This is a genomic window from Peribacillus sp. SIMBA_075, from assembly GCF_046534585.1.
Window position 1 is genome coordinate 73,761 of record NZ_JAWRYN010000007.1, and the last position, 25,832, is coordinate 99,592.

At 42.6% G+C, this 25,832-nt stretch carries 23 protein-coding genes, 1 riboswitch and 1 other annotated feature (1 of these 25 only partly in view); of the genes, 20 read left to right on the forward strand and 3 right to left on the reverse strand.

The features are described 5' to 3' along the window. Positions 1-238 (forward strand) — a binding site (T-box leader) (it extends 2 nt beyond the left edge of the window). 58 nt (positions 239-296) lie between these two features. Both pheS and pheT read left to right on the forward strand, forming a co-directional pair. Next, positions 297-1,337 (forward strand): phenylalanine--tRNA ligase subunit alpha, encoded by a 1,041-nt coding sequence (gene pheS / locus SB775_RS08070; protein ID WP_061464323.1) that lies wholly within the window; start codon positions 297-299, stop codon positions 1,335-1,337. A 28-nt stretch (positions 1,338-1,365) separates the two neighbouring features. Continuing rightward, on the forward strand, positions 1,366-3,780 hold the full coding sequence (gene pheT / locus SB775_RS08075) for a phenylalanine--tRNA ligase subunit beta (RefSeq protein WP_061464322.1): 2,415 nt from the start codon (positions 1,366-1,368) through the stop codon (positions 3,778-3,780). A gap of 41 nt (positions 3,781-3,821) precedes the next feature. Here the strand turns inward: pheT and SB775_RS08080 are convergent, their stop codons facing one another. Beyond that, positions 3,822-4,064 carry a hypothetical protein gene (locus SB775_RS08080; RefSeq protein ID WP_410861186.1) on the reverse strand — a complete coding sequence of 81 codons (243 nt, stop codon included), beginning with the start codon at positions 4,062-4,064 and terminating at the stop codon, positions 3,822-3,824. Between the two features lie 63 nt (positions 4,065-4,127). Then, on the reverse strand, positions 4,128-5,087 hold the full coding sequence (gene rnhC / locus SB775_RS08085; protein ID WP_410861187.1) for a ribonuclease HIII: 960 nt from the start codon (positions 5,085-5,087) through the stop codon (positions 4,128-4,130). A gap of 173 nt (positions 5,088-5,260) precedes the next feature. Between rnhC and zapA the strand changes: the two genes are divergently transcribed. The 15 genes from zapA (at position 5,261) to SB775_RS08160 (ending at position 21,673) form a co-directional block, all read left to right on the forward strand. After that, positions 5,261-5,521, forward strand: a complete 261-nt coding sequence (zapA, locus tag SB775_RS08090) for a cell division protein ZapA (protein WP_048678967.1) — start codon at positions 5,261-5,263, stop codon at positions 5,519-5,521. A gap of 4 nt (positions 5,522-5,525) precedes the next feature. After that, on the forward strand, positions 5,526-6,071 hold the full coding sequence (locus SB775_RS08095; protein WP_061464320.1) for a CvpA family protein: 546 nt from the start codon (positions 5,526-5,528) through the stop codon (positions 6,069-6,071). A gap of 211 nt (positions 6,072-6,282) precedes the next feature. Then, positions 6,283-8,001 (forward strand): DNA polymerase/3'-5' exonuclease PolX, encoded by a 1,719-nt coding sequence (gene polX / locus SB775_RS08100; protein ID WP_317776897.1) that lies wholly within the window; start codon positions 6,283-6,285, stop codon positions 7,999-8,001. 35 nt (positions 8,002-8,036) lie between these two features. Next, positions 8,037-10,391: an endonuclease MutS2 gene (locus SB775_RS08105; RefSeq protein ID WP_410861189.1), complete on the forward strand. Its 2,355-nt coding sequence runs from the start codon at positions 8,037-8,039 to the stop codon at positions 10,389-10,391. A gap of 64 nt (positions 10,392-10,455) precedes the next feature. After that, positions 10,456-10,863 (forward strand): DUF350 domain-containing protein, encoded by a 408-nt coding sequence (locus SB775_RS08110; protein ID WP_061464317.1) that lies wholly within the window; start codon positions 10,456-10,458, stop codon positions 10,861-10,863. Between the two features lie 211 nt (positions 10,864-11,074). Then, positions 11,075-11,833, forward strand: coding sequence for a GNAT family N-acetyltransferase (locus SB775_RS08115; RefSeq protein ID WP_410861190.1), 759 nt, complete (start codon positions 11,075-11,077; stop codon positions 11,831-11,833). Positions 11,834-12,117: 284 nt separating this feature from the next. Further along, the gene (locus SB775_RS08120; protein ID WP_410861249.1) at positions 12,118-12,324 is read left to right on the forward strand and encodes a hypothetical protein; all 207 of its coding nucleotides are present in this window, start codon (positions 12,118-12,120) and stop codon (positions 12,322-12,324) included. A 61-nt stretch (positions 12,325-12,385) separates the two neighbouring features. Then, positions 12,386-14,083: a long-chain-fatty-acid--CoA ligase gene (locus SB775_RS08125; RefSeq protein ID WP_410861191.1), complete on the forward strand. Its 1,698-nt coding sequence runs from the start codon at positions 12,386-12,388 to the stop codon at positions 14,081-14,083. A gap of 198 nt (positions 14,084-14,281) precedes the next feature. After that, on the forward strand, positions 14,282-14,869 hold the full coding sequence (fadR, locus tag SB775_RS08130) for a fatty acid metabolism transcriptional regulator FadR (protein ID WP_061464314.1): 588 nt from the start codon (positions 14,282-14,284) through the stop codon (positions 14,867-14,869). 124 nt (positions 14,870-14,993) lie between these two features. Continuing rightward, complete coding sequence (locus SB775_RS08135; RefSeq protein WP_410861192.1) at positions 14,994-15,767, forward strand: enoyl-CoA hydratase; 774 nt, start codon at positions 14,994-14,996, stop codon at positions 15,765-15,767. Between the two features lie 128 nt (positions 15,768-15,895). Further along, entirely contained in the window at positions 15,896-16,669 is a 774-nt protein-coding gene (locus SB775_RS08140) for an electron transfer flavoprotein subunit beta/FixA family protein (RefSeq protein WP_410861194.1), read from the forward strand. Positions 16,670-16,739: 70 nt separating this feature from the next. After that, positions 16,740-17,717 carry an electron transfer flavoprotein subunit alpha/FixB family protein gene (locus SB775_RS08145; protein ID WP_410861196.1) on the forward strand — a complete coding sequence of 326 codons (978 nt, stop codon included), beginning with the start codon at positions 16,740-16,742 and terminating at the stop codon, positions 17,715-17,717. A 206-nt stretch (positions 17,718-17,923) separates the two neighbouring features. Continuing rightward, positions 17,924-18,238, forward strand: coding sequence for a thioredoxin (gene trxA / locus SB775_RS08150; RefSeq protein WP_061464310.1), 315 nt, complete (start codon positions 17,924-17,926; stop codon positions 18,236-18,238). A gap of 102 nt (positions 18,239-18,340) precedes the next feature. Further along, the gene (uvrC, locus tag SB775_RS08155; protein ID WP_284470063.1) at positions 18,341-20,113 is read left to right on the forward strand and encodes an excinuclease ABC subunit UvrC; all 1,773 of its coding nucleotides are present in this window, start codon (positions 18,341-18,343) and stop codon (positions 20,111-20,113) included. A gap of 61 nt (positions 20,114-20,174) precedes the next feature. Next, positions 20,175-20,351, forward strand: a riboswitch (Lysine riboswitch). Positions 20,352-20,440: 89 nt separating this feature from the next. Further along, positions 20,441-21,673 carry an aspartate kinase gene (locus SB775_RS08160; RefSeq protein WP_289319929.1) on the forward strand — a complete coding sequence of 411 codons (1,233 nt, stop codon included), beginning with the start codon at positions 20,441-20,443 and terminating at the stop codon, positions 21,671-21,673. A 63-nt stretch (positions 21,674-21,736) separates the two neighbouring features. Here the strand turns inward: SB775_RS08160 and SB775_RS08165 are convergent, their stop codons facing one another. Beyond that, entirely contained in the window at positions 21,737-22,207 is a 471-nt protein-coding gene (locus SB775_RS08165; RefSeq protein WP_410861197.1) for a YslB family protein, read from the reverse strand. A 384-nt stretch (positions 22,208-22,591) separates the two neighbouring features. Between SB775_RS08165 and SB775_RS08170 the strand changes: the two genes are divergently transcribed. The 3 genes from SB775_RS08170 to sdhB all read left to right on the forward strand — a co-directional run bounded on the left by SB775_RS08170 (position 22,592) and on the right by sdhB (position 25,813). Then, positions 22,592-23,200 carry a succinate dehydrogenase cytochrome b558 subunit gene (locus SB775_RS08170; RefSeq protein ID WP_089361699.1) on the forward strand — a complete coding sequence of 203 codons (609 nt, stop codon included), beginning with the start codon at positions 22,592-22,594 and terminating at the stop codon, positions 23,198-23,200. A gap of 70 nt (positions 23,201-23,270) precedes the next feature. Then, a complete protein-coding gene (gene sdhA / locus SB775_RS08175) occupies positions 23,271-25,022 on the forward strand; it encodes a succinate dehydrogenase flavoprotein subunit (protein WP_089361698.1) in 1,752 nt (583 codons plus the stop codon). Between the two features lie 17 nt (positions 25,023-25,039). Next, a complete protein-coding gene (gene sdhB, locus SB775_RS08180; RefSeq protein ID WP_061464304.1) occupies positions 25,040-25,813 on the forward strand; it encodes a succinate dehydrogenase iron-sulfur subunit in 774 nt (257 codons plus the stop codon). Positions 25,814-25,832 lie beyond the last annotated feature (19 nt).

Genomic DNA, 25,832 nt, shown 5'->3' on the forward strand with positions numbered 1-25,832 from the left:
AACAACGATGACAAAGAGTAGTAGCTTAAGTTATCCATATCCAGGGAAAAAATGCCTTGACTGAAAGCATTTTTATGGCACCTTAAGGGAATTCACCTTTCGAGTTGGCATTGGGAAGACAGATTGTCCGAAAAATGTTCCGGTGAAGAGCCGTTATTTTTAATGAAGTGAGTGCAGAAGTTTATTTGTTCGTGCACTAATAAGGGTGGTACCGCGATACATAGACCTCGTCCCTTTAGGGATTGGGTTTTTTTTGTGTTCATTTTTACAACAGGAAAATAAAGGAGGAAGACATGATGCAGGAACGTTTACTAGAACTGCAGGAAGAAGCGTTGCAAAAAGTTGCCGCCGCTTCCGAATTAAAAGAACTGAATGAAGTCCGTGTTGCTTATTTAGGGAAAAAAGGGCCAATCACTGAGGTATTGCGCGGCATGGGTAAATTATCAGCCGAAGAACGTCCGAAGATTGGGGCACTAGCCAATGATGTTCGGGAAGCGATTGCAACAAAGATCGAGGAGAAACAAAAAGCACTTGAAACTGCGGCAATCAATGCAAAGCTGGCAACTGAAACGATTGACGTCACACTCCCAGGACGTCCGGTTAACAAGGGGAATCTTCACCCATTAACACGTGTCGTGGAAGAAATCGAAGACTTATTCATCGGAATGGGTTATACCGTTGCAGAAGGTCCCGAAGTTGAAAGCGACTACTACAACTTCGAGGCACTTAACTTGCCAAAAAGCCATCCGGCACGTGATATGCAGGACTCATTCTATATCACGGATGAAATCCTGATGCGTACGCACACTTCACCTGTTCAAGCTAGAACGATGGAAAAACATAAAGGTCAAGGTCCTGTTAAAATCATCTGCCCAGGAAAAGTATATCGCCGTGATAACGATGATGCGACACACTCCCATCAATTCCAGCAAATTGAGGGCTTGGTCATCGATGAGAACATCAGCATGAGCGACCTGAAAGGGACGCTTGATGTATTTGCGAAAAAAGTATTTGGGCAAGACCGTGAAATCAGACTTCGTCCAAGTTTCTTCCCATTTACGGAGCCTTCTGTCGAAGTGGATATTTCTTGTAAAATCTGTGGTGGTAAAGGCTGCAGCGTTTGTAAACAAACAGGCTGGATCGAAGTGCTTGGCGGCGGGATCGTTCATCCGAACGTCCTTGAAATGGCTGGCTTCGATTCCAAGAAATACTCGGGATTCGCATTTGGAATTGGCGTGGAACGGATTGCCATGTTGAAATACGGTGTGGATGATATCCGTCACTTCTATACGAATGATGTCCGATTCTTAAAACAATTCAACCATCACGAAGCATAAATTTTTATTTTAAAAAGGAGGACCTACCATGTTTGTGTCATATAAATGGTTACAAGATTATGTTGACCTTTCGGGCATCAATGCGACGGAACTAGCTGATAAAATCACGAAAAGCGGCATTGAGGTTGAAGGGGTAGAAAAGAAGAGTGAAGGGCTTAAAGGAGTCGTCATCGGGCATGTCATTGAACGTGAACAGCATCCAAATGCGGATAAATTGAATAAATGCCAAGTTGATATCGGTGCCGAAAATCCCGTCCAGATCATCTGTGGAGCACCGAATGTCGACAAAGGCCAAAAAGTCGCAGTCGCTACCGTTGGCGCAGTCCTTCCAGGTAATTTCAAAATCAAAAAAGCGAAACTTCGCGGAGAAGAATCGCACGGGATGATTTGCTCGCTTCAAGAATTGGGCTTCGAATCCAAGCTTGTTTCAAAGGACTATGCAACAGGTATCTTCGTCTTCCCTAATGATGTGGAAGTAGGAAAAGATGCATTGGAAGAACTTGGTTTAAGTGATGAAGTGCTGGAACTTGGGCTGACTCCAAATCGTTCTGACGCATTGAGTATGCTTGGTGTTGCATACGAAGTGGGTGCCATCCTAGGCCGGGAAGTGAAATGGCCAGTTGTCGAGAAAGAAGAGGCAGCTGAAAAAGCATCTGATAATATCAGTGTCAAAGTGGAAGCGAAAGAAGATAACCCGATATACATTGCTAAAATCATCAAAGATGTTAAGGTCGGACCCTCACCGCTTTGGATGCAGACTCGGTTAATGTCTGCAGGTATCCGACCTCATAATAATGTGGTCGATATCACGAACTACATTTTACTTGAATATGGTCAACCGCTACATGCCTTTGATTATGACCGCTTTGGTTCAAAGGAAATCGTCATCCGCAGAGCGAAGGATGCTGAAAAAATCGTAACATTGGATGAAGCGGAACGGACTTTGACGCCTGACCATTTAGTGATCACAAATGGAAGCGAGCCTGTTGCGATTGCTGGTGTGATGGGCGGAGCGGATTCCGAAGTGAAAAATGATACAACGAACATCATTATTGAAAGTGCATATTTTGCAGGTACAGTAGTTCGTAAAGCTTCAAAAGACCACGGCTTGCGCAGTGAAGCAAGTGCCCGTTTTGAAAAAGGCGTCGATCCGGCCCGTGTACGTGAAGCTGGAGAACGTGCCGCACAGTTGATTGCACAATATGCTGGCGGAACAGTCTTACAAGGAACGGCTGAAGTTGACGAATTGACAATGGAACCAGCGGTCATTAGCATCACACTGGAAAAAATCAACACACTTCTTGGAACAAGCATGAGCGTAACTGAAGTGGAGTCGATCTTCAAACGCCTGCAATTCGGCGTGGAACTTGACAATGAAACGTTCACAATCACTGTCCCTACGCGCCGTGGCGATATTACGATTGAAGCTGATTTAGTTGAAGAGGCTGCACGTTTATACGGATATGATAACATTCCAGCTACGCTGCCGATCGGTTCTGCTACTCCAGGCCAATTGACTGACTATCAAATTAAACGGCGGAAAGCACGTCGTACCCTTGAAGGCGCAGGCCTTTATCAAGCGGTGACCTATTCACTTACAAGCCAGGAAAAAGCGTCCCAATTCGCATTGGAAGCAAGAGAATCAATTCGTTTAGCAATGCCGATGAGTGAAGAACGAAGCCAATTGCGTTTGAGCATTGTACCTCAATTGCTGGAAGTCGTGAAATATAACAATGCCCGCCAAATTGATTCACTGGCACTGTATGAAATCGGTTCGGTATTCTTTAAGCAGGACGAACAAGAACTGCCTGAAGAAAAAGAACATATTGCTGGAGCCATCACTGGCCTATGGGAGTCGCATCTATGGCAAGGTGAAAAAAAACCAGTAGATTTCTTTGTAGCCAAAGGCGTGATCGAAGCATTATTCGATACACTGGGATTAGCTGATCAAATCAGTTATCGCCAAGCGGAAATTAACGACATGCATCCAGGACGGACAGCAGAAGTACTGTTGAATGGTGATGTGATTGGCTTTATCGGCCAAGTGCACCCAACTGTCCAAAAAGACCTGGATATTAAAGAAACATACATTTTCGAACTTTCCTTAAAAGCATTGGCCGAAGCCGAAGTCGCGCCGATTGCATACCAAACCATTCCGCGCTATCCATCAACTACACGCGATATCGCGCTCGTTGTGGATCAAGCTACGAAAGCCGGGGACATTCAGAATATTATTGAAGAAGCCGGTGGCAAACTGCTGAAAGAAGTAAGCATCTTCGACTTATACGAAGGTGAAAGAATGGAGGAAGGCAAGAAATCCATTGCCTACTCACTGAAATACTTCGACCCGGAACGGACGCTAACGGACGAAGATATTACAAAAGCACATGAAAAAGTGCTTGAAGCCGTTAAAGAAAAAGCTGGCGCAGAACTTAGAGGATAAAACCAAAAAGACAGCTCCCTGAATCTTGGGAAGCTGTCTTTTTATGAACTCACGAGTAAAACGTGTGAATTCACGAGTAAAACGTGTGAATTCACGAGTAAAGCGTGTGAATTCACTAGTAAATGGTGTAAATTCACGAGTAAAGCGTGTGAACTCACGAGTAAAGCGTGTGAACTCACGAGTAAATGGTGTAAATTCACGAGTAAAGCGTGTAAACTCACGAGTAAAGCGTGTGAACTCACGAGTAAATGGTGTAAATTCACGAGTAAATGGTGTGAATTCACGAGTAAAGCATGCGAATTTACGAGTAAAACGTGTTTTTCATCAATAAAAAAGCGGCTGTTCCCTTATTTATGATATTTTTGTTGATATAATCGCTTCGCTTTTTCTGTATTGGCGAAGTGGATTTTCGTGAATTCGTTCAATGAATCGATTCCTTTTTCATGAATCAATCTTGCAGCTGCTTCATCGACTGCAAAGCCGGCACCTTTAGGGATTTTGAATCCGGCTTTTTCACTCAGCAAATCAAAGCGTTTGACGAATGCATATCGGGCCAGGATGGAAGCGGCTGCCACTCCTAGGTGTATGCCTTCCGCTTTTGTGCATAAATAGGTGGCATTAGCTTGAAATAGTTCTTGGCCTTTTAGGTAATTGAAAAATACATCTGGTTGAGCGAATTGATCAATAAGGACCGCTTCCGCTTGTTCCGGGTCCATTTTTTGCATGAGATGCTTGATTGCTTGGTTATGGAGGAGGGCCTTCATTTTTCCTTGTGACATTCCCTTTGCCTGCAGCGTATTATATTTCGGGTTGTCGCATGTGAGCAGACTGAATGGCACAACATCCTTAATCTGTTTGGCAATTTCGATAATCTGTGGATCTTTCAGGTTTTTGGAATCCTGGACACCAAGTTCCTTCAATAGGGCGAGTTGCTCCTTTTTTGCATATACGGCTACAACGGTGATCGGGCCGAAATAATCTCCTGTTCCTACTTCATCGGATCCAATCACTGACATGGTTCCGATATTTGCAGGTGGTGAATATCGATGGACGTTGACTGATGCGGATGATGCCGTTTTTTTCTTTGAAGCCGCAGCGGTGGTACCTTGTTGCCATTTTACCGCTTCTATTTCGGCATTCTTACCTTGAAAGAGTACTTTGCCGGATTTATAGGCGGTCACCGTACATAACGGCGGTTTGGCGGAAAAGATGCTCCCTGGCGGCAGTTTGGTGGCTAAGGATGAAGAATAATGGGATTTCATCACCTTTATTTGTTCAGGGCTGATAAGTAAAACAACATGGGACATAATGGGTAAACTCCTAACATCATTTTATTTTTCAGGTAATTTTCATCCTAGAGTCGTTTTCATCTGACAAATTATTGCAGTTTTTTATGCGAGAAATGACGCTGTACTATCTTTCGTGACGAAAAACTTCATGATATGATAGAATTAGGATTGTTTAGATTGGGGGCATCATTTTGTCAGACGATAAACGAAATAAAACAACAGTTGATATATACGGTCAACCATACACAATCGTCGGTACAGAAAGCGCAAGCCATATGCGCCTGGTCGCTTCGATGGTTGACGAAAAAATGAGAGAGATCAGGATGAAAAATCCATATTTGGATACAAGCAAGCTAGCGGTACTAACGGCCGTGAATACCATCCACGAATATATTAAATTAAAAGATGAACTAGACCAGCTTCAACTGGAATTAAAGAGAGAGAAGGACTGAGTACATGCTTGATTTAGCAATTCTAGCCATTCTTTTAATCGGTTTATTAATCGGTTTAAAGCGTGGCTTCATTTTACAAATGGTTCATATGACAGGGTTTATAGTAGCCTTCATCGTCGCATATGTATTTTACGGAGATCTTGCTCCCAATTTGAAATTGTGGATCCCGTTTCCAACGATGAGTGATTCCTCGACCCTTAATATGTTTTTCGATACAGTCGGGCTTGAAACGGCTTATTACAATGCGATTGCCTTTGCAATCATTTTCTTTGCTGCCAAGATTCTTTGGCAAATGATAGGATCTATGCTCAATTTCATTACCCATCTTCCGATTTTAAAACAGCTGAATCGCTGGGGTGGCGGGATATTGGGTTTTCTCGAAGTCTATCTTATCATGTTTATTATATTATATATAGCTGCCATGCTGCCAATGGATTCCATCCAGAAACCATTAACGGAATCTTTTCTGGCAGAAACGATCGTGAAACATACGCCGTTCCTGTCAGAGCAAGTGAAAGACCTTTGGTTTAATGAATTAAAACAATCTTAATGTCAATATACGAGGGCCTGCCTCCCTTTCTCAAAGTCCTAGATTCCTATACTTTGAACGGGGGAGGCCCCTTTTTATGCAGTTGAATGTTATCTCCCTCCAATTTGGTTCGAAAGTTAAGAATCGGACTGCTTGTACTTTACCTCCAAGAAAGGTATCTTTAAGAAAGTAAACATGGGACACCCTACTAATTTTTTCGGCGGTGAATTAAATGACAATTAATAAAAAAGATATCATTAAATTATTAGAAAAAATCGCAATATATATGGAATTAAAAGGAGAGAACCCGTTCAAGGTTTCAGCTTTCCGAAAGGCAGCAGGCGCCTTGGAAACGGATGATCGGAGCCTTACCGCTATCGAAGACTTTACCGCTTTAAATGGAATCGGGAAAGGAACGGCATCTGTCATCGAAGAGTATATAAATGAGGGGAAATCGACCGTACTTGAAGAGCTGCAGGAGCAGGTGCCGAAAGGGTTGATTCCGCTCTTGCAGCTTCAGGGTTTGGGCGGGAAGAAAATTGCCAAACTTCATAAAGAGCTGCATGTCAATGATGTAAATGATCTTAAAATCGCCTGTGAAGAGGGCAGGGTCGCGGCGCTTGCCGGTTTCGGCAAAAAAACGGAAGAGAAGATCCTGTCTGCAATTGCCGAGGCAGGTTCAAGGCCTGAACGGCTGCCCCTTGCCTTCATGAGGCCGATTGCGGATGTTATTGAAACGGCCCTTGCGAACATGGAAGGCATCATACGATCATCCAGAGCCGGCAGCATCCGGCGTATGAGGGAAACGATCAAGGACCTCGATTTCATCATCTCGACAGATCATCCCGATGAAGTCAAGAATCAACTGCTTGCTTTAACGGGCATAAAACAAGTGATTGCAGCCGGTGATACAAAAGTATCGGTCGTGCTTGATTATGAATATGATATTTCTGTCGATTTCCGAATTGTGAAGGATAAGGAATTCATCACGACACTCCATCATTTTACCGGTTCGAAAGATCACAATGTGCGGATGCGCCAGCTGGCTAAAGATCGCGGAGAGAAAATCAGCGAATATGGTGTGGAAGTGGTTGAAACCGGTGATGTACTGACGTTTGAAACGGAAGAACAATTTTATAATCATTTTGGCCTTCCATTCATTCCCCCAGAGCTGCGTGAAGACGGAACGGAAGTGGAGCAATATGATGCTAAGGAACCTCTCATATCTATAGAGGCCATCCAAGGTGACCTGCACATGCATACCACATGGAGTGATGGGGCTCATACGATTGAAGAAATGATTGAAGCATGCCGTGCAAAAGGTTATCGCTATATGGCCATCACCGATCATTCACAATATTTGAAAGTGGCGAATGGCTTGACCGTGGAGCGTTTACGTGAACAAAAACGAATCATCCATGAACTGAATGAAAAATATGATGACTTTACCGTTCTTTCAGGGATTGAAATGGATATACTCCCTGATGGGACACTTGATTATGACGATGAACTGCTTGCGGAGCTGGATTTGGTGATCGCATCGATTCACTCAAGCTTTTCACAGCCTAGGGAAACGATCATGGAGCGCTTAAAAACGGCTCTGAATAATCCGCATGTCGATATCATCGCCCATCCAACGGGAAGGATTATCGGCAGACGCACCGGATATGATGTTGATATAGAGATGCTGATCGAACTGGCACGTGAGACGAATACCGCATTGGAATTGAATGCGAATCCGAACCGATTGGATTTGGCGCCACCCCATCTCCGCAAGGCACAGGAAGCAGGCGTTCCGATCGTAATCAATACCGATGCCCACAGCATCGATATGCTTGAACATATGCCTGTTGGAGTCTCGGCGGCGAAAAAGGGCTGGATTAAAGAATCAACGGTCCTTAATGCAAGGGATAAGGATGGATTATTAGCGTTTTTAAAGAGAAATGATTAACTATTTGCCCATAAATAAGGAGGAGCTTTAACTCCATGCATAATAAAGCTTTAAAGACATTGGAATTTCATAAAATAAAAGAACAATTAATCTCACACGCATCCTCTTCCATAGGAAAAGAGAAGGCACAGCAATTGATGCCTTCCATTGATTTTGAAGAGGTGTCGAGATGGCAGGAAGAAACAGATGAGTCAGCCAAGATCGTCCGGCTGAAAGGCAACTTGCCGTTGGGCGGGATTTTTGATATCCGTCCACATGCAAAAAGGGCACAGATTGGCGGAATGCTCTCGCCGATGGAATTGATGGAACTTGCAAGTACGATTCGTGCCGGCAGGATCCTCAGCCGTTTCTTCGATGAACTCGCAGAGCAGGAAATTGATGTTCCGCTTTTAGCGGAATATATCGATTCCCTTCATCCATTGATTGATTTGCAACAGGAAATTACGTATGCAGTAAGTGAACATGGCGAAGTGATGGATTCTGCCAGCGATAAGCTTCGTACCCTAAGAAACCAGATTCGGACGAACGAAAGCCGTGTCAGGGAAAAACTAGAAAGCATGATCCGTTCTTCCAGCGCATCAAAAATGTTATCGGATGCCATCATCACCATCAGGAATGACCGTTTTGTGATCCCGGTAAAACAGGAATACCGCAGTGTGTATGGAGGGATCATTCATGATCAATCCTCATCTGGGCAGACGCTGTTCATTGAACCGCAAGCTATCGTTCAACTGAATAATGTCCTGCAGGAAACCCGAGTGAAGGAAACACAGGAAATAGAACGGATATTGGTCGAATTATCGGAAAAAGTCGGTGCGTTCACCCCAGAATTGCTTCATAATGTCAAAGTGCTTGCACAAATCGATTTCCTTGTCGCCAAGGCAAAGTATGCAAAAGCGATAAAAGGATCCAAACCGATTCTGAATAATGAGGGACGCGTGAAATTATTCAAAGCGAAACATCCGCTCATTCCGAGTGATGTTGTCGTGGCCAATGACATTTTCCTTGGTGATGAATTTACGACAATCGTCATCACCGGACCCAATACAGGAGGTAAAACGGTTACACTGAAAACAATTGGCCTCTGTACCTTAATGGCCCAGTCCGGTCTGCAAATCCCTGCGCTGGATGGTTCCGAAACGGCTGTGTTTTCCTCTGTTTATGCCGATATTGGCGACGAACAGTCGATTGAACAAAGCTTAAGTACATTCTCTTCGCATATGGTCAATATTGTCGATATCCTAAAGAATGTCGATTATGACAGCCTTGTTTTATTCGATGAGCTTGGTGCGGGAACCGACCCTCAGGAAGGTGCCGCTTTAGCCATTTCCATTTTGGATGAAGTGTATAAGCGCGGAGCACGTGTGATTGCAACGACACATTACCCAGAATTAAAAGCGTACGGATATGATCGGGAAGGCGTCATTAATGCAAGCGTAGAATTTGATGTGGAAACCTTAAGTCCTACCTATAAACTTTTGATCGGTGTACCAGGACGGAGTAATGCATTTGAAATTTCCAAGCGCCTTGGTTTGGAAGAAAGCGTGATAAGCAGCGCCCGCAGCCATATTGGTGAGGATACAAATAAAGTTGAGAATATGATAGCCTCCCTTGAAGACAGCCGCAAGAAGGCTGAAGAAGAGGAACGGGAAGCAGCGGATCACCTGAAACAGGCTGAAGTTCTTCATAAAGACCTTCAAAAGCAAATTGGTGAATATCATGAAGAACGGGATGCCATGGTCGAAAAGGCTGCAAAAGAGGCAGCCGCAATCGTTGAAAATGCGCAAAAAGAAGCGGAAGCGATTATTGCCGATTTGCGTAAACTGCGTCTGGAAAAGCATGCCGATGTTAAAGAGCATGAACTGATCGATGCAAAAAAACGGCTTGAAAACGCGACGCCAAAATTGAAAAAAACATCAAATAAAGCGGCGAGGCCGCTGGATAAAAGCTTGAAGTCTGGAGATGAAGTGAAGGTCGTAAGCTTTGGTCAAAAAGGTCACTTGATCGAGAAGGTCTCAAGTAATGAATGGCAGGTTCAGATCGGCATCATGAAGATGAAGGTGAAGGAGTCTGACCTAGAATTCATCAAGGCAACGAAAGTAAAAGAAATAAAACCGCTTACCACGATAAAAGGACGGGATTATCACGTTAGCGTGGAACTCGACCTGCGTGGCGAACGCTTTGAAAATGCAATATCAAGGGTGGAAAAGTACGTTGATGATGCTCTTTTGGCCGGTTATTCGAGTGTCTCCATCATTCATGGTAAAGGAACGGGGGCTCTCCGGTCCGGTGTTCAGGAATACTTGAAAAATCACCGCGCCGTCAAAAGGATTCGCTTCGGTGAAGCCGGTGAAGGCGGAACAGGTGTTACGGTGGTGGAATTTAAATAAAGGAAAGTGGCCATTCCGGCTACTGCAAAAGCCGGTTGGCTAGTTACCATTCGGGAGTTGGACCATGGAGAACATGTGGGAAAATGAATATGTATATATAGCTGCTCGATACAGTGTCGTTATTCTGTGCATGATTGTTTTTTTAGCCATTTTTGAACTTGTCACAAAGTACAAGAACTGGGAGGAAATCAAACAGGGAAACCTTTCTGTCGCGATGGCAACTGGCGGTAAAATATTTGGGATCGCCTATGTATTCCAACAGTCCATCCTCCATCAGAATTCGCTTCTTACCATGATTGGCTGGGGCGTATACGGATTTGTCCTTCTGTTGATCGGTTATTTCATTTTTGAATTTATGACTCCTCGATTTAAAATAGATGAAGAGATACAAAAAGATAATCGGGCAGTTGGATTCCTATCGATGATCATTTCAATCGCATTATCTTTTGTCATCGGCGCCGGAATTTCTTAATGCCCTTCATGAGAGGGAGAAAACTGTGGAGAAGCTTGCAAAAGTCTTAATTGTTTGTTGCGGAATCTTTTTCCTGTTAGGAATCGTTTATATGATATTCTTCAATTGAAGCGGCCATTGTGCCGCTTCTTTTATTTGAATTCTATTAAAAAAAGGGGGGGCGTGTATAATGATAATGGTCAAATAGACTTTTCGGAAGAGGAGGAAGAACATGAATCGCTCCAAATTGATGCAAAAGATTGAAGAACTATCGATGAACGCTTTACCGGCCCTGCAAACGCAAATCTATGATGGCTGGGTTATCCGATTTGCGGATGGATATACGAAACGGGCGAATTCTATCAATCCCATCTATTTATCGAATGAAAATGTGAAAAAGAAAATATTGAATTGTGAACAATTATATTTTGCAAGAAATGATAGGGCCGTGTACAAAATCACTCCACAGGCCAAGCCTATCATCTTGGATAGTGTACTGGAAGAGTCCGGGTATGTTCTTGAAGGTAAAACAAGTGTCCAGGTATTGAATTTGGCAGAAACAGGATCACCTAATGAAACCAATGTCATGAAGTATGAGCATTTACACGATGACTGGTTTCACCATTTCTGCCTGCTAAGTAATGTTAATGATCATGATCAAACCATCCTAAAAAAGATGTTAGGGAATATCATTCCAAAAACATGCTTTATGTTGTTGACTGATGAGAGTGGAACCGTGACAGCAAGTGGACTGGGTGTTTTGGAAGACGAATACATAGGCCTGTACAATATCATTACCCATGAAAACTTTCGAAACCAAGGCAATGGTGCAAAACTCATTCGTAATCTATTGCATTGGGGTAAAGAAAATGGGGCAAAAAATGCCTATCTTCAGGTCATAGAAACGAATGCGCCTGCTACTTGCTTGTACGGAAAATTGGGATTTGTAGAAAAATATAAATATTGGTATAGAATTAAAACTAAGGAGTAAAACACTCCTTTCAGACTGTAGACAAACTCGAGGAAAATCGAGTTTGTCTATTTTTTATGAGTTGTTCAATTTGGCCGTTGATTTCCACTCCAGGCACTCGCTTTCCGCGGGCGGTCGGGGAGCCTCCTCGGCTTTCGCCTGCGGGGTCTCCCTTAGACGCGCTTTTCCCGCAGGAGTCTCGTACCTTCCGTTCCAATCAACTTTGTCTTACCTTATAGATAAACACTTTTGCCTGGAGTCATTTTTGTTTTAAAATAGAAGGATTAAAACTTGAGGTGATGAGGATGCTTTCTAAACATGATTCTATTCAGCGAGATCAACTTGAAATGATTACGTTAGATCAACTGGTGCTACCGAACCATTTGGTTCGTAAAATGGAGGCTGCCATTGACTTCACTTTCATTTATGACTTGGTGGTACAAGTCATAATGACTGCTCCACCACTCATTAACAGCTTTTATGCTTACTTTTCTGAATTTCAACAATTGTAAGAAAATCCCGGTTGTATTATAATGATAAAGAGTATTGGGAATATTCAGAAGGAGGGGGCAAATGAGCAATAAGCCATGGCAAGCTATTTATCCGGAACAGATACCAGCTGTTTTGTCGTACGAAGATAAACCTCTTTATTCTTTTTTGAAGGAATCAGCCGAAGAATTCCCTGATAAAGTATCGATTCATTTCCAGGGAAAAGAATTAACTTTCCAAGAAGTGTATGAATCTGCGTTAAAGTTCGCAGCCTATTTAAAAAGTATCGGTCTTCAAAAAGGAGATCGCGTTGCCGTCATGCTTCCTAATTGCCCTCAGGGTGTCATAAGTTTTTTTGGAATATTGATGGCCGGCGGAGTCGTGGTTCAAACGAATCCAACCTATACCGAACGTGAACTAGAGTATCAAATGAAAGATTCCGGAGCGAAAATAATTTTAGCGATGGATATTTTATTTCCCCGTGTCGCTGCCGTCGCTTCAAGAACGGATATAGAAGATATAATTGTAACCGCTATCAAAGAATATTTGCCTTTCCCGAAAAATCTTATCTATCCTTTTATTCAAAAAAAGCAATACGGAATCGTCATCAATGTGGAGCATTCGGGCAATCATCATTTATTTTCCGAAATCATGAAACGAAAGATCCCCGAAGATGTCACCGAGCCTATCGATGTGAATAATGACCTTGCCCTTTTGCAATATACAGGGGGGACAACAGGCTTTCCTAAAGGTGTCATGCTTACCCATAAGAACTTGCTGTCAAATACGAAAATGTGCAATGCCTGGCTTTATAAAAATAAGCGCGGTGAGGAAAGGGTCCTTGCGATTCTGCCATTCTTCCATGTGTACGGTATGACGACAGTCTTGGTTCTTTCCATCATGGAGGGGAACACCATGATCATCATGCCAAAGTTTGACGTTGAAGCAACGCTTAAAACCATCCAAAAACAGAAACCGACCATGTTTCCAGGAGCGCCAACGATGTATATTGGCCTATTGAACCATCCGGATATCGCTAAATATGACCTTTCTTCCATCAATGCCTGTATAAGCGGTTCTGCACCATTGCCATTAGAGGTCCAAGAGCAGTTTGAGAAAATTACCGGCGGGAAGCTGGTTGAAGGTTTTGGACTGTCTGAAACCTCCCCGGTGACCCATGCTAATTTCATCTGGGATCAGCCGCGTGTAAAAGGAAGCATTGGATTGCCGTGGCCAGATACCGACTCGGTGATTCTATCCCTGGAAACCGGTGAAGAGCTTCCTCCGAATGAAATTGGTGAGATTGCCATAAAAGGACCACAGGTAATGCAAGGTTACTGGAACCGCCCGGATGAAACGGAAAGCACTTTTAAAAATGGCTGGCTGCTAACGGGCGATCTGGGTTACATGGATGAGCAGGGGTTCTTTTATGTAGTCGAGAGGAAAAAAGATACAATCATTGCAGGCGGCTTCAATATATATCCACGTGAAGTGGAAGAGGTTCTATACGAGCATGAGGCCATACAGGAGGTAGTCGTGGCAGGTATCCCTGACCCATATCGCGGTGAGACCGTCAAAGCCTATGTCGTACTGAAAAAAAATGCCAAGGCCACTGAAGAAGAACTGAATGATTTTGCAAGAAAGAACCTGGCTTCCTATAAGGTACCGCGCAGCTATGAATTCAGGAAAGAACTTCCTAAAACGACGATAGGAAAGATATTGAGAAGAGTCCTTATCGAAGAAGAGAAGAAAAAAATATCCGAGGATAGAAAAGAAGCTTAAACAAGCATCCACCTTTAGACGGAGCAGCGGAATGAAGCTCCGTGTTTTCAGAACGGCTGGACAACCTATGGGTGGGGGCTGTACAATGAGCATGTGGAATGTCAGGACGCTTAGAAGTTTTTCCTTGACAGTAAAGGGTCGTCATTTTATGATGGAAATATGAATGATGATTCATTCATTTCTGAAAGGGGACATCCAGTGAAACGCAACAGACCAAAGTATAATCAAATTATTGATGCGGCCGTTATCGTCATTGCCCAAAACGGTTATTATCAAGCCCAAGTATCCAAAATCGCCAAGCAGGCAGGCGTAGCGGATGGCACCATTTATCTTTATTTTAAAAATAAAGAAGATATCCTAATATCATTATTCCATGAAAAGATGGGCTATTTTGTGGAACAGATCGAAGAAGAACTAAAAGGAAAGACCACAGCTTCGGAAAAACTGCAAGTGCTCATCCAAAAACATTTTCAAAACCTTTCAGAAGACGTGAATTTAGCAATTGTCACTCAGTTGGAATTAAGACAGTCTAATAAAGAATTACGCCTAAGAATTAATGATGTGTTAAGAGGGTATTTACATTTAATCGATCAGATCATTATAGAAGGAAAAGAGAACGGCGAATTTCTGCCTGATTTAAATAATTTACTTGCAAGGCAGATGATTTTTGGAACGATCGACGAAACAGTGACGACTTGGGTCATGAATGAGCAAAAGTATTCGCTCCCAGACCTTGCAACAGACGTTCACCGCCTTCTAATTGGCGGCTGTGGCTTGAAAAGTTAACGATTTAAATAGAGGGTGGCTAGCCATCCTCGAAAGAATCGGTTAATTCTGCTTCCAGTTTTATCGGGAAGTGATACATATTGAATTATCAAAAAAGTTTGACTACATGCCTGGAGGGATAGATATGGAATACCTTAAGCTTTCTGTCGAAAATCATGTGGCATTTATAACGATTGATCATGCACCCGCAAATGCTCTTTCATCGGCAATCATCGGGGAGCTTTCACAGGCCTTCGATCAAATGGAGCAGGACGAATCCGTACGGGTTGTCGTTCTTCATGGTGAAGGAAGGTTTTTCTCTGCAGGAGCAGACATTAAAGAGTTTACTGAATTGAAAAATGGTAAAGCTTTCGAGAAACTGACCAAGAATGGTCAAGCTGCATTTGAGAAAATTGAATCTTTTCCAAAACCGGTCATTGCAGCCATTCATGGGGCGGCGCTTGGCGGAGGATTGGAGCTGGCTATGTCCTGTCACATCCGTTTGGTAACCGAAAGGGCAAAACTAGGTTTGCCTGAGCTGCAGTTGGGCTTAATCCCCGGGTTTGCCGGCACTCAACGCCTTCCTCGATATGTCGGTATGGCAAAGGCCGCGGAAATGCTGTTTACAAGTGAACCGATTACAGGTATCCAAGCTGTGCAATATGGATTGGCAAATCATTCCTTCACGGATGAAGAACTGATTCCAAAAGCGAAGGAACTAGCCAATAAAATTGCCAGGAAGAGCCCACTCGCTTTAAAGGCGGCTATAGAATTATTAAATTATTCCAAGCATGATTCCTACTATAAAGGTGTGGAGAGGGAGGCAGTCCTCTTTGGCCAAGCTTTCGATACGGCTGATGCACAAGAAGGAATTGGCGCTTTTATTGAAAAAAGGGAAGCGGTATTCAAAGGGAAATGATGTTTCCCGTCAGATAAATAACTATTTTTAAATATTATGCAGGATTTTGGTGAAACCTGAAGAATACAATAATATATATCAATAAAATTCATAATCTTCAAAACTCAAATCATTCGGGAGGTATTATCTTGAACATTTATGTGCTGCTGAAAAGAACATTTGATACAGAAGAAAAAATTACACTATCCAATGGGAAAATTAATGAGGATGGAGCAGAATTCATCATAAATCCATACGATGAGTATGCTGTTGAAGAAGCAATTCAAGTGCGTGATGCACAGGGCGGCGAAGTAACGGTTATTTCTGTCGGCACCGAAGAGGCTGAAAAGCAATTACGCACAGCGCTTGCAATGGGGGCTGACAAAGCCGTATTGATAAATATAGAAGACGACATAGAAAATGGCGACCAATTCACGACTGCCAAAATTATAGGCGAATACTTAAAAGGTAAAAATGCCGATTTAATCATTGCGGGGAATGTTGCAATCGATGGCGGTTCCGGTCAGGTGGGGCCGCGTGTTGCCGAGATATTGGAAATTCCTTATATTACAACAATCACTAAGCTTGATATCGCAAATGGAAATGTAAGCGTTATCCGTGATGTTGAAGGGGACTCTGAAACGATCGAAGCATCCCTTCCATTGTTAGTGACAGCTCAGCAAGGTCTAAATGAGCCACGTTATCCTTCTTTGCCAGGAATCATGAAAGCGAAGAAGAAGCCGCTTGAAGAATTGGAATTGGATGATCTGGATTTGGAAGAAGAAGATGTTGAAGCAAAAACAAAAACGATTGAAATCTATCTTCCTGCTAAAAAAGAAGCTGGTAAAGTATTGACCGGCGAAATCGGTGATCAAGTTAGCGAACTTGTTCAATTATTACGCAGCGAAGCAAAAGTGATTTAATCGAAACGGTCCTTTTCAAAACAACAACACACGACAAATAGATAAAATAGAGCACAGGAGGTTTTTATAAATGGCTAGAAAGTTTCTTGTATTGGGCGAAGTTCGCGACGGTTCACTAAGAAATGTATCATTTGAAGCTATCGGTGCGGCTAAACTTGCTGCAGATGGCGGGGAAATCGTAGGTGTTTTAGTTGGTGGCAGTGTTAAAAATTTCGGTGATGAATTGATCCAGTATGGTGCGGACCGGGTTATTGCTGTAGAAAATGATCAATTGAAACAATATACTTCAGATGGTTATGCTCAAGGCTTGCTTGCAGTCATCGAGCAGGAAAAGCCAGAAGGGATTTTCTTTGGGCATACGGCCTTAGGAAAAGACCTTGCACCTAAATTGGCTGGAAAACTTGAATCAGGATTGATCTCCGATGTTACATCCATTGAAGAAGAAGGCGGAAATATCGTTTTCACCCGCCCGATATATTCTGGTAAAGCATTTGAAAGGAAAATTGTTACAGATGGCGTGATATTCGCGACAATCCGTCCGAACAATATTGAACCATTAGCGAAAGATGAGTCACGCTCTGGTGAGGTAACTACATTAAGTGTGGATATTAAGGATTTACGAACAATCATAAAAGATGTTGTTAGAAAAGCTAGTGAAGGGGTCGACCTTTCAGAAGCAAAAGTAATCATCGCAGGCGGCCGTGGCGTGAAAAGTGAAGATGGTTTTGAACCATTAAAAGAACTGGCACAAGTTCTTGGCGGAGCGGTAGGTGCTTCCCGCGGTGCATGTGATGCGGACTATTGCGATTACTCTTTGCAAATCGGGCAAACGGGTAAGGTCGTTACACCTGACCTTTATATCGCCTGCGGAATTTCTGGAGCGATCCAGCATTTAGCTGGGATGTCCAACTCAAAGGTTATCGTTGCCATCAACAAAGACCCGGAAGCCAATATATTCAATATAGCTGATTATGGAATTGTCGGGGACCTTTTCGAAGTTGTTCCATTACTGACTGAAGAATTCAAAAAACTAAAAGTTAACGCTTAATAGAAAAAAATGAAGGGGCAAGACATTGGGCAAAAGCCGATACATGTCTGGACCCTTCATTTTTTGGTGTTATTCGGCAAGGCTTGAGCCTGCATATTTACTCTTTTTTTGGACATCCTACCACTGAAGCAAAATATTGGCGTCGATTCTAGCAACGATGGTATACTGTCTTTAGTTATTGGAGTAAATTTGAGGAGGAAATATATATGGCTATTGTAAATGCAACTGACCAAACTTTCACTACAGATACTAACGAAGGTGTAGTTCTTGTCGATTTTTGGGCTCCATGGTGCGGACCTTGTAAAATGATCGCTCCTGTTCTTCAAGAGCTTGATACTGAAATTGGCGATACAGCGAAAATCGTAAAAGTGGATGTAGATGAAAACCAAGAAACAGCTGGGAAATTCGGTGTGATGAGCATCCCGACACTAATCGTCCTTAAAGACGGTGAAGTGGTGGATAAAGTGGTTGGTTTCCAACCTAAAGAAGCACTTGCTGAACTTATTGCAAAACACGCGTAATAGCAAGATAGCTAAAAAAAGCTTCAAGTCTACGGACTTGAAGCTTTTTTCGCTATCTTGATATATAATAATTGTAAAATGGGAGAACAGGAGGCTGAATGCATGAACCAACAAATAAAGAATAAACTTGCCCTTCTTCCCGATCAACCTGGTTGTTATTTAATGAAAGATCGTCAGGGAACAATCATATATGTAGGCAAAGCGAAAGTGTTGAAAAATCGTGTCCGTTCTTATTTCACGGGATCTCATGATGGAAAAACCTTGCGGCTGGTGAGTGAGATAGAGGATTTCGAATACATCGTAACCTCTTCCAATATCGAGGCTCTCATTTTAGAGTTGAACTTAATCAAAAAACATGATCCAAAATATAATGTCATGCTTAAGGATGATAAGACGTATCCTTTCATCAAGCTGACGGCGGAACGGCATCCACGGCTAATTATTACGCGTAAAGTCAAAAAAGATAAAGGGAAATATTTCGGTCCATATCCGAATGCTTTTGCAGCCAACGAAACGAAAAAATTGCTCGATCGCATCTATCCCCTTAGAAAATGCAATACCTTACCGGATCGCGTGTGTCTTTATTATCACCTTGGCCAGTGTCTGGCCCCATGTGTATATGATGTTGAGGAACAGGAATATAAAAAAATGGTGGATGATATCAACCGGTTTTTGAATGGCGGACATACTGAGATAAAAAAAGAGCTGACTGAAAAAATGCTAGAGGCATCAGAGGAGCTCGATTTCGAGAGGGCCAAGGAGTATCGTGACAAAATTGCCCACATCGATATTACGATGGAGAAGCAGAAAATGATGACGACCGATTTCATCGACAGGGATGTATTTGGGTTTGCCTATGATAAAGGCTGGATGTGCGTTCAGGTATTTTTTGTCCGACAGGGTAAATTGATCGAAAGGGATGTTTCACTTTTTCCTGTCTATGATGAACCGGAACAGGAGCTTCTTACATTCCTCGGTCAGTTTTACGAGATTACCAACCACTTTAAACCAAAGGAAATCCTGCTGCCTGAGTCAGTGGATGCTGAAATGGCCGAAGGTCTGCTAGGTGTCAAAACGATTCACCCGAAACGGGGATCGAAAAAAGACATGCTTAAATTGGCGAATGAAAATGCCTCCATCGCCCTTCAGGAAAAATTTTCATTGATTGAACGGGATGAAGAAAGAACGATCAATGCGGTGGAAAACCTCGGGAACCAATTAGGGATCTACACCCCGCATCGAATTGAAGCTTTCGACAACTCGAATATCCAGGGAAGTGACCCTGTTTCCGCATTAGTCGTGTTCATTGATGGGAAACCGGAAAAAAGGGAGTACCGTAAATATAAGATCAAAACGGTCCAGGGACCTGATGATTATGAATCGATGCGTGAAGTGGTCAGAAGAAGGTATTCACGAGTATTGAAAGAAGGGCTGCCGCTTCCGGACTTAATCATCATTGATGGAGGAAAGGGACATGTGGAAGCTGTAAGGGATATTTTGGAGAATGAATTAGGCCTTGATATACCACTTTCAGGTCTCATTAAGGATGAAAAGCATAGGACTTCACAATTAATGATTGGAAATCCGCTTGAACTCGTACCTCTTGATTCACGGAGCCAGGAATTTTATCTATTGCAAAGAATTCAGGATGAGGTGCATCGGTTCGCGATTACGTTTCATCGCCAGCTACGCGGGAAAAACGCCGTTCACTCCCAGCTTGATGATATTCCGGGAGTCGGGGAAAAGCGGAGGAAGCAATTATTAAGGCATTTTGGGTCATTGAAGAAAATCAAAGAGGCCACGGCCGAGGAAATCATGGAAGCTGGCATGCCAAAAGGGGTAGCAGAGGGAATCGTTAGAAAATTACAAGAATAATCTTGCTGCAGGCAATTCTCTATGCTATGATAAGAAGGAATTTTTAACTAGACAACTTAAAAGTGCTGATAGAGGTGCGGAATTCAAGAGTAAAAACCTGGAGAAGTATGAGCTTCCATGAAAGGTTTTGAAAGGGGATGACGCCGAAGGAAGACAAGACTCATACCTTGTTTTTCTGGTCTGACATTTAATAAATGGCGGATTGTCAGGGTTTATGCCCTGGAGAGCTATCTCACTGTGTTTACAGTATTGGATATGTGATCACAGCAATGAGATATTTCTCATTGCTTTTTTTATTGCCTAAAAAGGTAGAGAGGGTGCATTAGGATGGCATTAATCGTTCAAAAGTTCGGCGGGACATCCGTCGGAAGCGTAGAAAAAATAAAAAATGTTGCCAATAGGGTAATCGAGGAAGTGAAGAATGGAAATGAGGTAGTCGTCGTTGTTTCAGCTATGGGGAAAACCACGGATCAATTGGTTTCCATGGCCCGGGATATTTCCGGAACACCGAGCAAGAGGGAAATGGATATGCTATTGACTACGGGGGAACAGGTCACGATATCCCTGTTAACGATGGCATTGATTGAAGAGGGACATGAAGCCATTTCTTACACTGGCTGGCAGGCTGGCATGCAAACGGAATCCGTTCATGGGAATGCCCGGATTTTAAACATCGATGCCACGAGGATTCAAGCTCAGCTCCAGGAGAAGAAAATTGTGGTCGTTGCCGGTTTCCAGGGGAACGATGCAAATGGGGAAATCACGACCTTAGGACGAGGCGGTTCCGATACGACGGCAGTTGCCATCGCTGCAGCGCTGAATGCGGATAGATGCGATATTTATACGGATGTAACGGGTGTTTTCACTACGGATCCACGCTACATAAAAGCCGCGCGTAAACTCCAATCCATTTCTTATGATGAGATGCTGGAACTTGCCAACCTAGGGGCGGGCGTCCTTCATCCAAGGGCTGTAGAATATGCAAAAAATTATCAAATTCCGCTAGAAGTCCGTTCGAGCATGGAGAGAGAATCAGGAACGATCATTGAGGAGGAAGCAACTATGGAAGAAAACTTAATTGTACGCGGCATTGCTTTTGAAGACAGTATTACAAGGGTCACAATATATGGATTGCCCCAATCACTTGGTGCATTATCCACAATTTTCACGACACTTGCGAAAAACCGGATTAATGTGGACATCATCATTCAAAGCATGACAGCCGAGGATACGACCAATCTATCATTTTCCACAAAAAGTGAAGATACGCAAGCGGCCTTGATCGTACTGGAAAACAATAAGGAACAATTGTCATTCGACCGAGTCGAAACGGAGGGCGGATTGGCCAAGGTGTCCATCGTCGGATCTGGTATGGTTTCCAATCCAGGAGTGGCTGCCGAGATGTTTGAAGTGATGGCCAATACAGGCATCCAAGTGAAAATGGTCAGCACATCTGAAATTAAAGTCTCGACTGTCGTCAATGAAAAGGAAATGGTGAAGGCGGTCGAATCTCTTCATGAAGCATTTAAACTTGGGCAGCATGCAAATGTGCTAGCTTGAGAGTAAGGAGTCCAATAAAAAACAGACTTCCGGTAAAAAGGGTAAGTCTGTTTTAAGGGCTCATTAGATTTGATCTCTGGGATCCCATTGAATGGTGAATATCACTTTTTTTGCGCGGCGTTTGATTTCTTCCGTTGATTCGCTTAGGCACTTTTTTTGCAGTGTAAACTGCTCGGCAAGGAAACCGGCTTCAAGTTGGAAGTGACAGTCAGGATGTAAATCCATACGGCGGCTGATTATTTCACCCGTCAGTGATAATTCCATCTGGTTTTTCGTATACTTCATGATTTCCAGGGTGCCCCATCCCGCGCTCTGGAAAAATTCAATAACTTCTTGATCGCCATTTAATGGGAATTTACGTGCTAACTGTTTACCTGCCCAATAGAGGATTTGATTAGAGTCTTTTCCGAGAATATCGTTCAATAGAACTTCTCTGATTAATTCGTATCCGAAAGCTGGAACTTGGAATTCTTCAGTTTGAATTTCCTCAGCTGGAATCTCTTCTTCTATCGCAGCAGCAATATTTTTTTTCATAGTTTATCGCCTCTTTCTGTTAATCTATTATAAACGTTTTTCTTTTGCAAATTATACTGTTTTTTATTTATTTAAATATCAATTGGGAAAAAATGATAAATTATACCGAGATATTAATAGTTTAATTAGTAATTTCTCCAAAATATCTTCTTGATGAATAAAAAATAGACAATTTAATCCAATAAAATCTATTCTGAAAAAGAGAATTCTTGTATCCGTTTTCTTGACGCACATAGAAGTCAGGAGTAAAATGGACATGTCACATAATTGTAAACGGAAGTATAGGGGAGTTTTCTGACTCTATACTTTATTTTCACGCGGAGATAAAAGGTAGCCACCAGTTTATCTTTGCATGATTTTTCACAAATTAAGGGGGGGCACTTAGTGGCAAAAAATCGTGAGTTTGGGAATCGTAGACTTCATTCACTACTTGGAGTTATTCCGATCGGGCTGTTCTTGTTGGAGCATTTAGTTACCAACTATATGGCAACAAAGGGACCGGAATCATTTAATTCAGCAGCACATTTCTTAGAAAGCATACCGTTTCGTTATTTCCTGGAAATCTTCATCATTTTCTTACCTTTGATTTATCATGCTGTTTACGGGATTTATATCGCGTTCACGGCTAAAAATAATTTGGGTAGATTTGGGTTTTTCCGAAATTGGATGTTCTTTTTACAACGTCTAAGCGGAATCATTACGTTGATTTTCCTTGTTTGGCATGTATGGTCAACTAGGATCCAAGTAGCTATGGGTACAGAGGTTGACTTTGACATGATGGCAGAGATTTTCTCTAATCCATTTATGATTGCATTTTATTTAGTTGGGGTCATTTCGACAATTTTCCACTTCTCAAATGGATTATGGTCATTTGCAGTGAGCTGGGGTCTGACAATTTCACCTAAATCACAAAAAATCATGACTTACGTTACTTTGATCATTTTCGTTCTTCTTTCTTATGTTGGAGTAAGTGCAATTTTCGCTTTCGTATAAGAAGATGGAGTTCATTTATAATTGTTAGGAAAAACATAGCTTTGCTAATGGAAATAAGGGAGTGACAGAATTGGGTAAAGGTAAAATTATTATCGTAGGTGGAGGTCTAGCTGGGTTAATGGCTACGATCAAAGCAGCAGAGCTGGGACAACAGGTTGATTTATTTTCTTTAGTACCTGTTAAACGCTCTCACTCAGTTTGTGCCCAAGGCGGAATCAATGGGGCAGTAAATACAAAAGGTGAAGGGGATTCTCCATTTATCCACTTTGACGATACAGTTTATGGCGGAGACTTCTTGGCTAACCAACCGCCGGTTAAAGCGATGTGCGATGCAGCACCGTCAATCATCCATATGTTTGACCGTATGGGCGTTATGTTCAACCGTACTCCTGAAGGTCTTCTTGATTTCCGTCGTTTCGGTGGTACTCAACATAGCCGTACAGCATTCGCTGGTGCAACGACTGGTCAGCAATTACTTTACGCATTGGACGAGCAGGTTCGCCGTTATGAAGTTGAAGGCCTTGTAACGAAATATGAAGGCTGGGAATTCCTTGGAGCCGTTATCGATGATGATCAAACGGCACGCGGTATCGTAGCTCAAAACCTGACTTCAATGGAAATCAAATCATTCCCTGGCGACGCAGTCATCATGGCGAGCGGCGGCCCTGGAATCATTTTCGGTAAATCGACTAACTCAATGATCAATACAGGCTCAGCAGCCTCCATCGTTTATCAACAAGGTGTAAATTATGCAAATGGTGAGTTCATTCAAATTCACCCAACAGCAATCCCTGGAGATGACAAACTTCGTCTAATGAGTGAATCCGCTCGTGGTGAAGGTGGACGTATCTGGACATATAAAGACGGAAAACCTTGGTATTTCCTTGAAGAAAAATACCCTGCTTACGGTAATCTAGTACCTCGTGATATCGCGACTCGTGAAATTTTCGACGTATGTATGAACATGAAGCTTGGTATTAATGGAGAAAACATGGTTTACCTGGATCTATCTCATAAAGATCCTAAATTACTTGATATTAAACTTGGCGGAATCATTGAAATCTACGAGAAATTCATGGGTGAAGACCCTCGTAAAGTTCCAATGAAAATTTTCCCTGCCGTTCACTATTCCATGGGCGGACTTTGGGTTGATTATGACCAAATGACTAACATTAAAGGTTTATTCGCTGCAGGTGAGTGTGACTACTCTCAACATGGCGGTAACCGTCTTGGTGCGAACTCACTTCTTTCTGCAATTTTTGGTGGTTCAGTCGCTGGACCGAATGCCGTTAAATATATTGAAGGCCTTGATAAAACTTCAGAATCCATTCCTGCTTCATTGTTTGAAGGCTACGAAAAACAACAACAGGAAAAATGGAATGATGTCATGTCTCTTGATGGTAACGAAAATGCTTACGTCCTGCACAAAGAACTTGGTGAGTGGATGACACAGCATGTTACTGTAGTTCGTTACAATGACAAGCTGAAAGAAACGGATAACAAGATTCTTGAGTTGATGGAACGTTACAAGAAAATTAACATCAATGACACGGCAAAATGGAGTAACCAAGGAGCTGCATTCACTAGACAGCTGCAAAACATGATGCAATTGGCTCGTGTAATCACAATTGGTGCGTTAAACCGTGATGAAAGCCGCGGAGCACATTACAAACCTGATTTCCCAGAACGTAATGATGATGAATTCATGAAAACGACAATGGCAACATTCAAAGGCTTGGATCAAGCACCTGAATTCCATTATGAAGATATTGATGTATCACTGATCGCACCGCGTAAACGTGATTACACTACGAAACATTAAAGAGGGGGAGCAAAAAAATGGTTGAAACTAAATCTGAGACTAAAACAGTCCGTTTTATAATCACTCGTCAAGATACACCGGATTCAGCTCCTTATGATGAGGAATTTGAATTAGCGTACCGTCCGAATATGAATGTAATTTCCGCTCTTATGGAAATTCGTCGTAATCCGGTAACTGTACAAGGCAAGCACACTACAGCAATCGCATGGGATATGAACTGTCTTGAAGAAGTATGTGGTGCTTGTTCAATGGTTATCAATGGTAAACCAAGACAATCATGTACAGCTCTTATCGATCAATTGGAGCAGCCGGTTCGTCTTGCTCCAATGCGTACCTTCCCTGTTGTTCGTGACCTTCAAGTCGATCGCAGCCGTATGTTCGACTCATTGAAAAAGGTAAAAGCATGGATTCCAATCGATGGAACGTACAATCTTGGACCAGGACCGCGTATGCCAGAAAAGAAACGTCAATGGGCATATGAATTGTCTAAATGCATGACTTGCGGTGTTTGTTTGGAAGCCTGTCCGAACGTGAACAGCAATTCAGACTTCATGGGACCACAACCATTATCACAAGTTCGTTTATTCAACGCACATCCAACTGGTGCAATGAATAAAGCGGAACGTTTAAATACAATCATGTCCGATGGAGGACTTGCAAACTGCGGTAACTCACAAAACTGTGTGCAGTCTTGCCCTAAAGGAATTCCATTAACGACTTCGATTGCAGCATTGAACCGTGATACTGCCATTCAACAATTCCGTAACTTCTTTGGAAGCGACGAAGTTTAAAAATGAAAATGAAAGAACC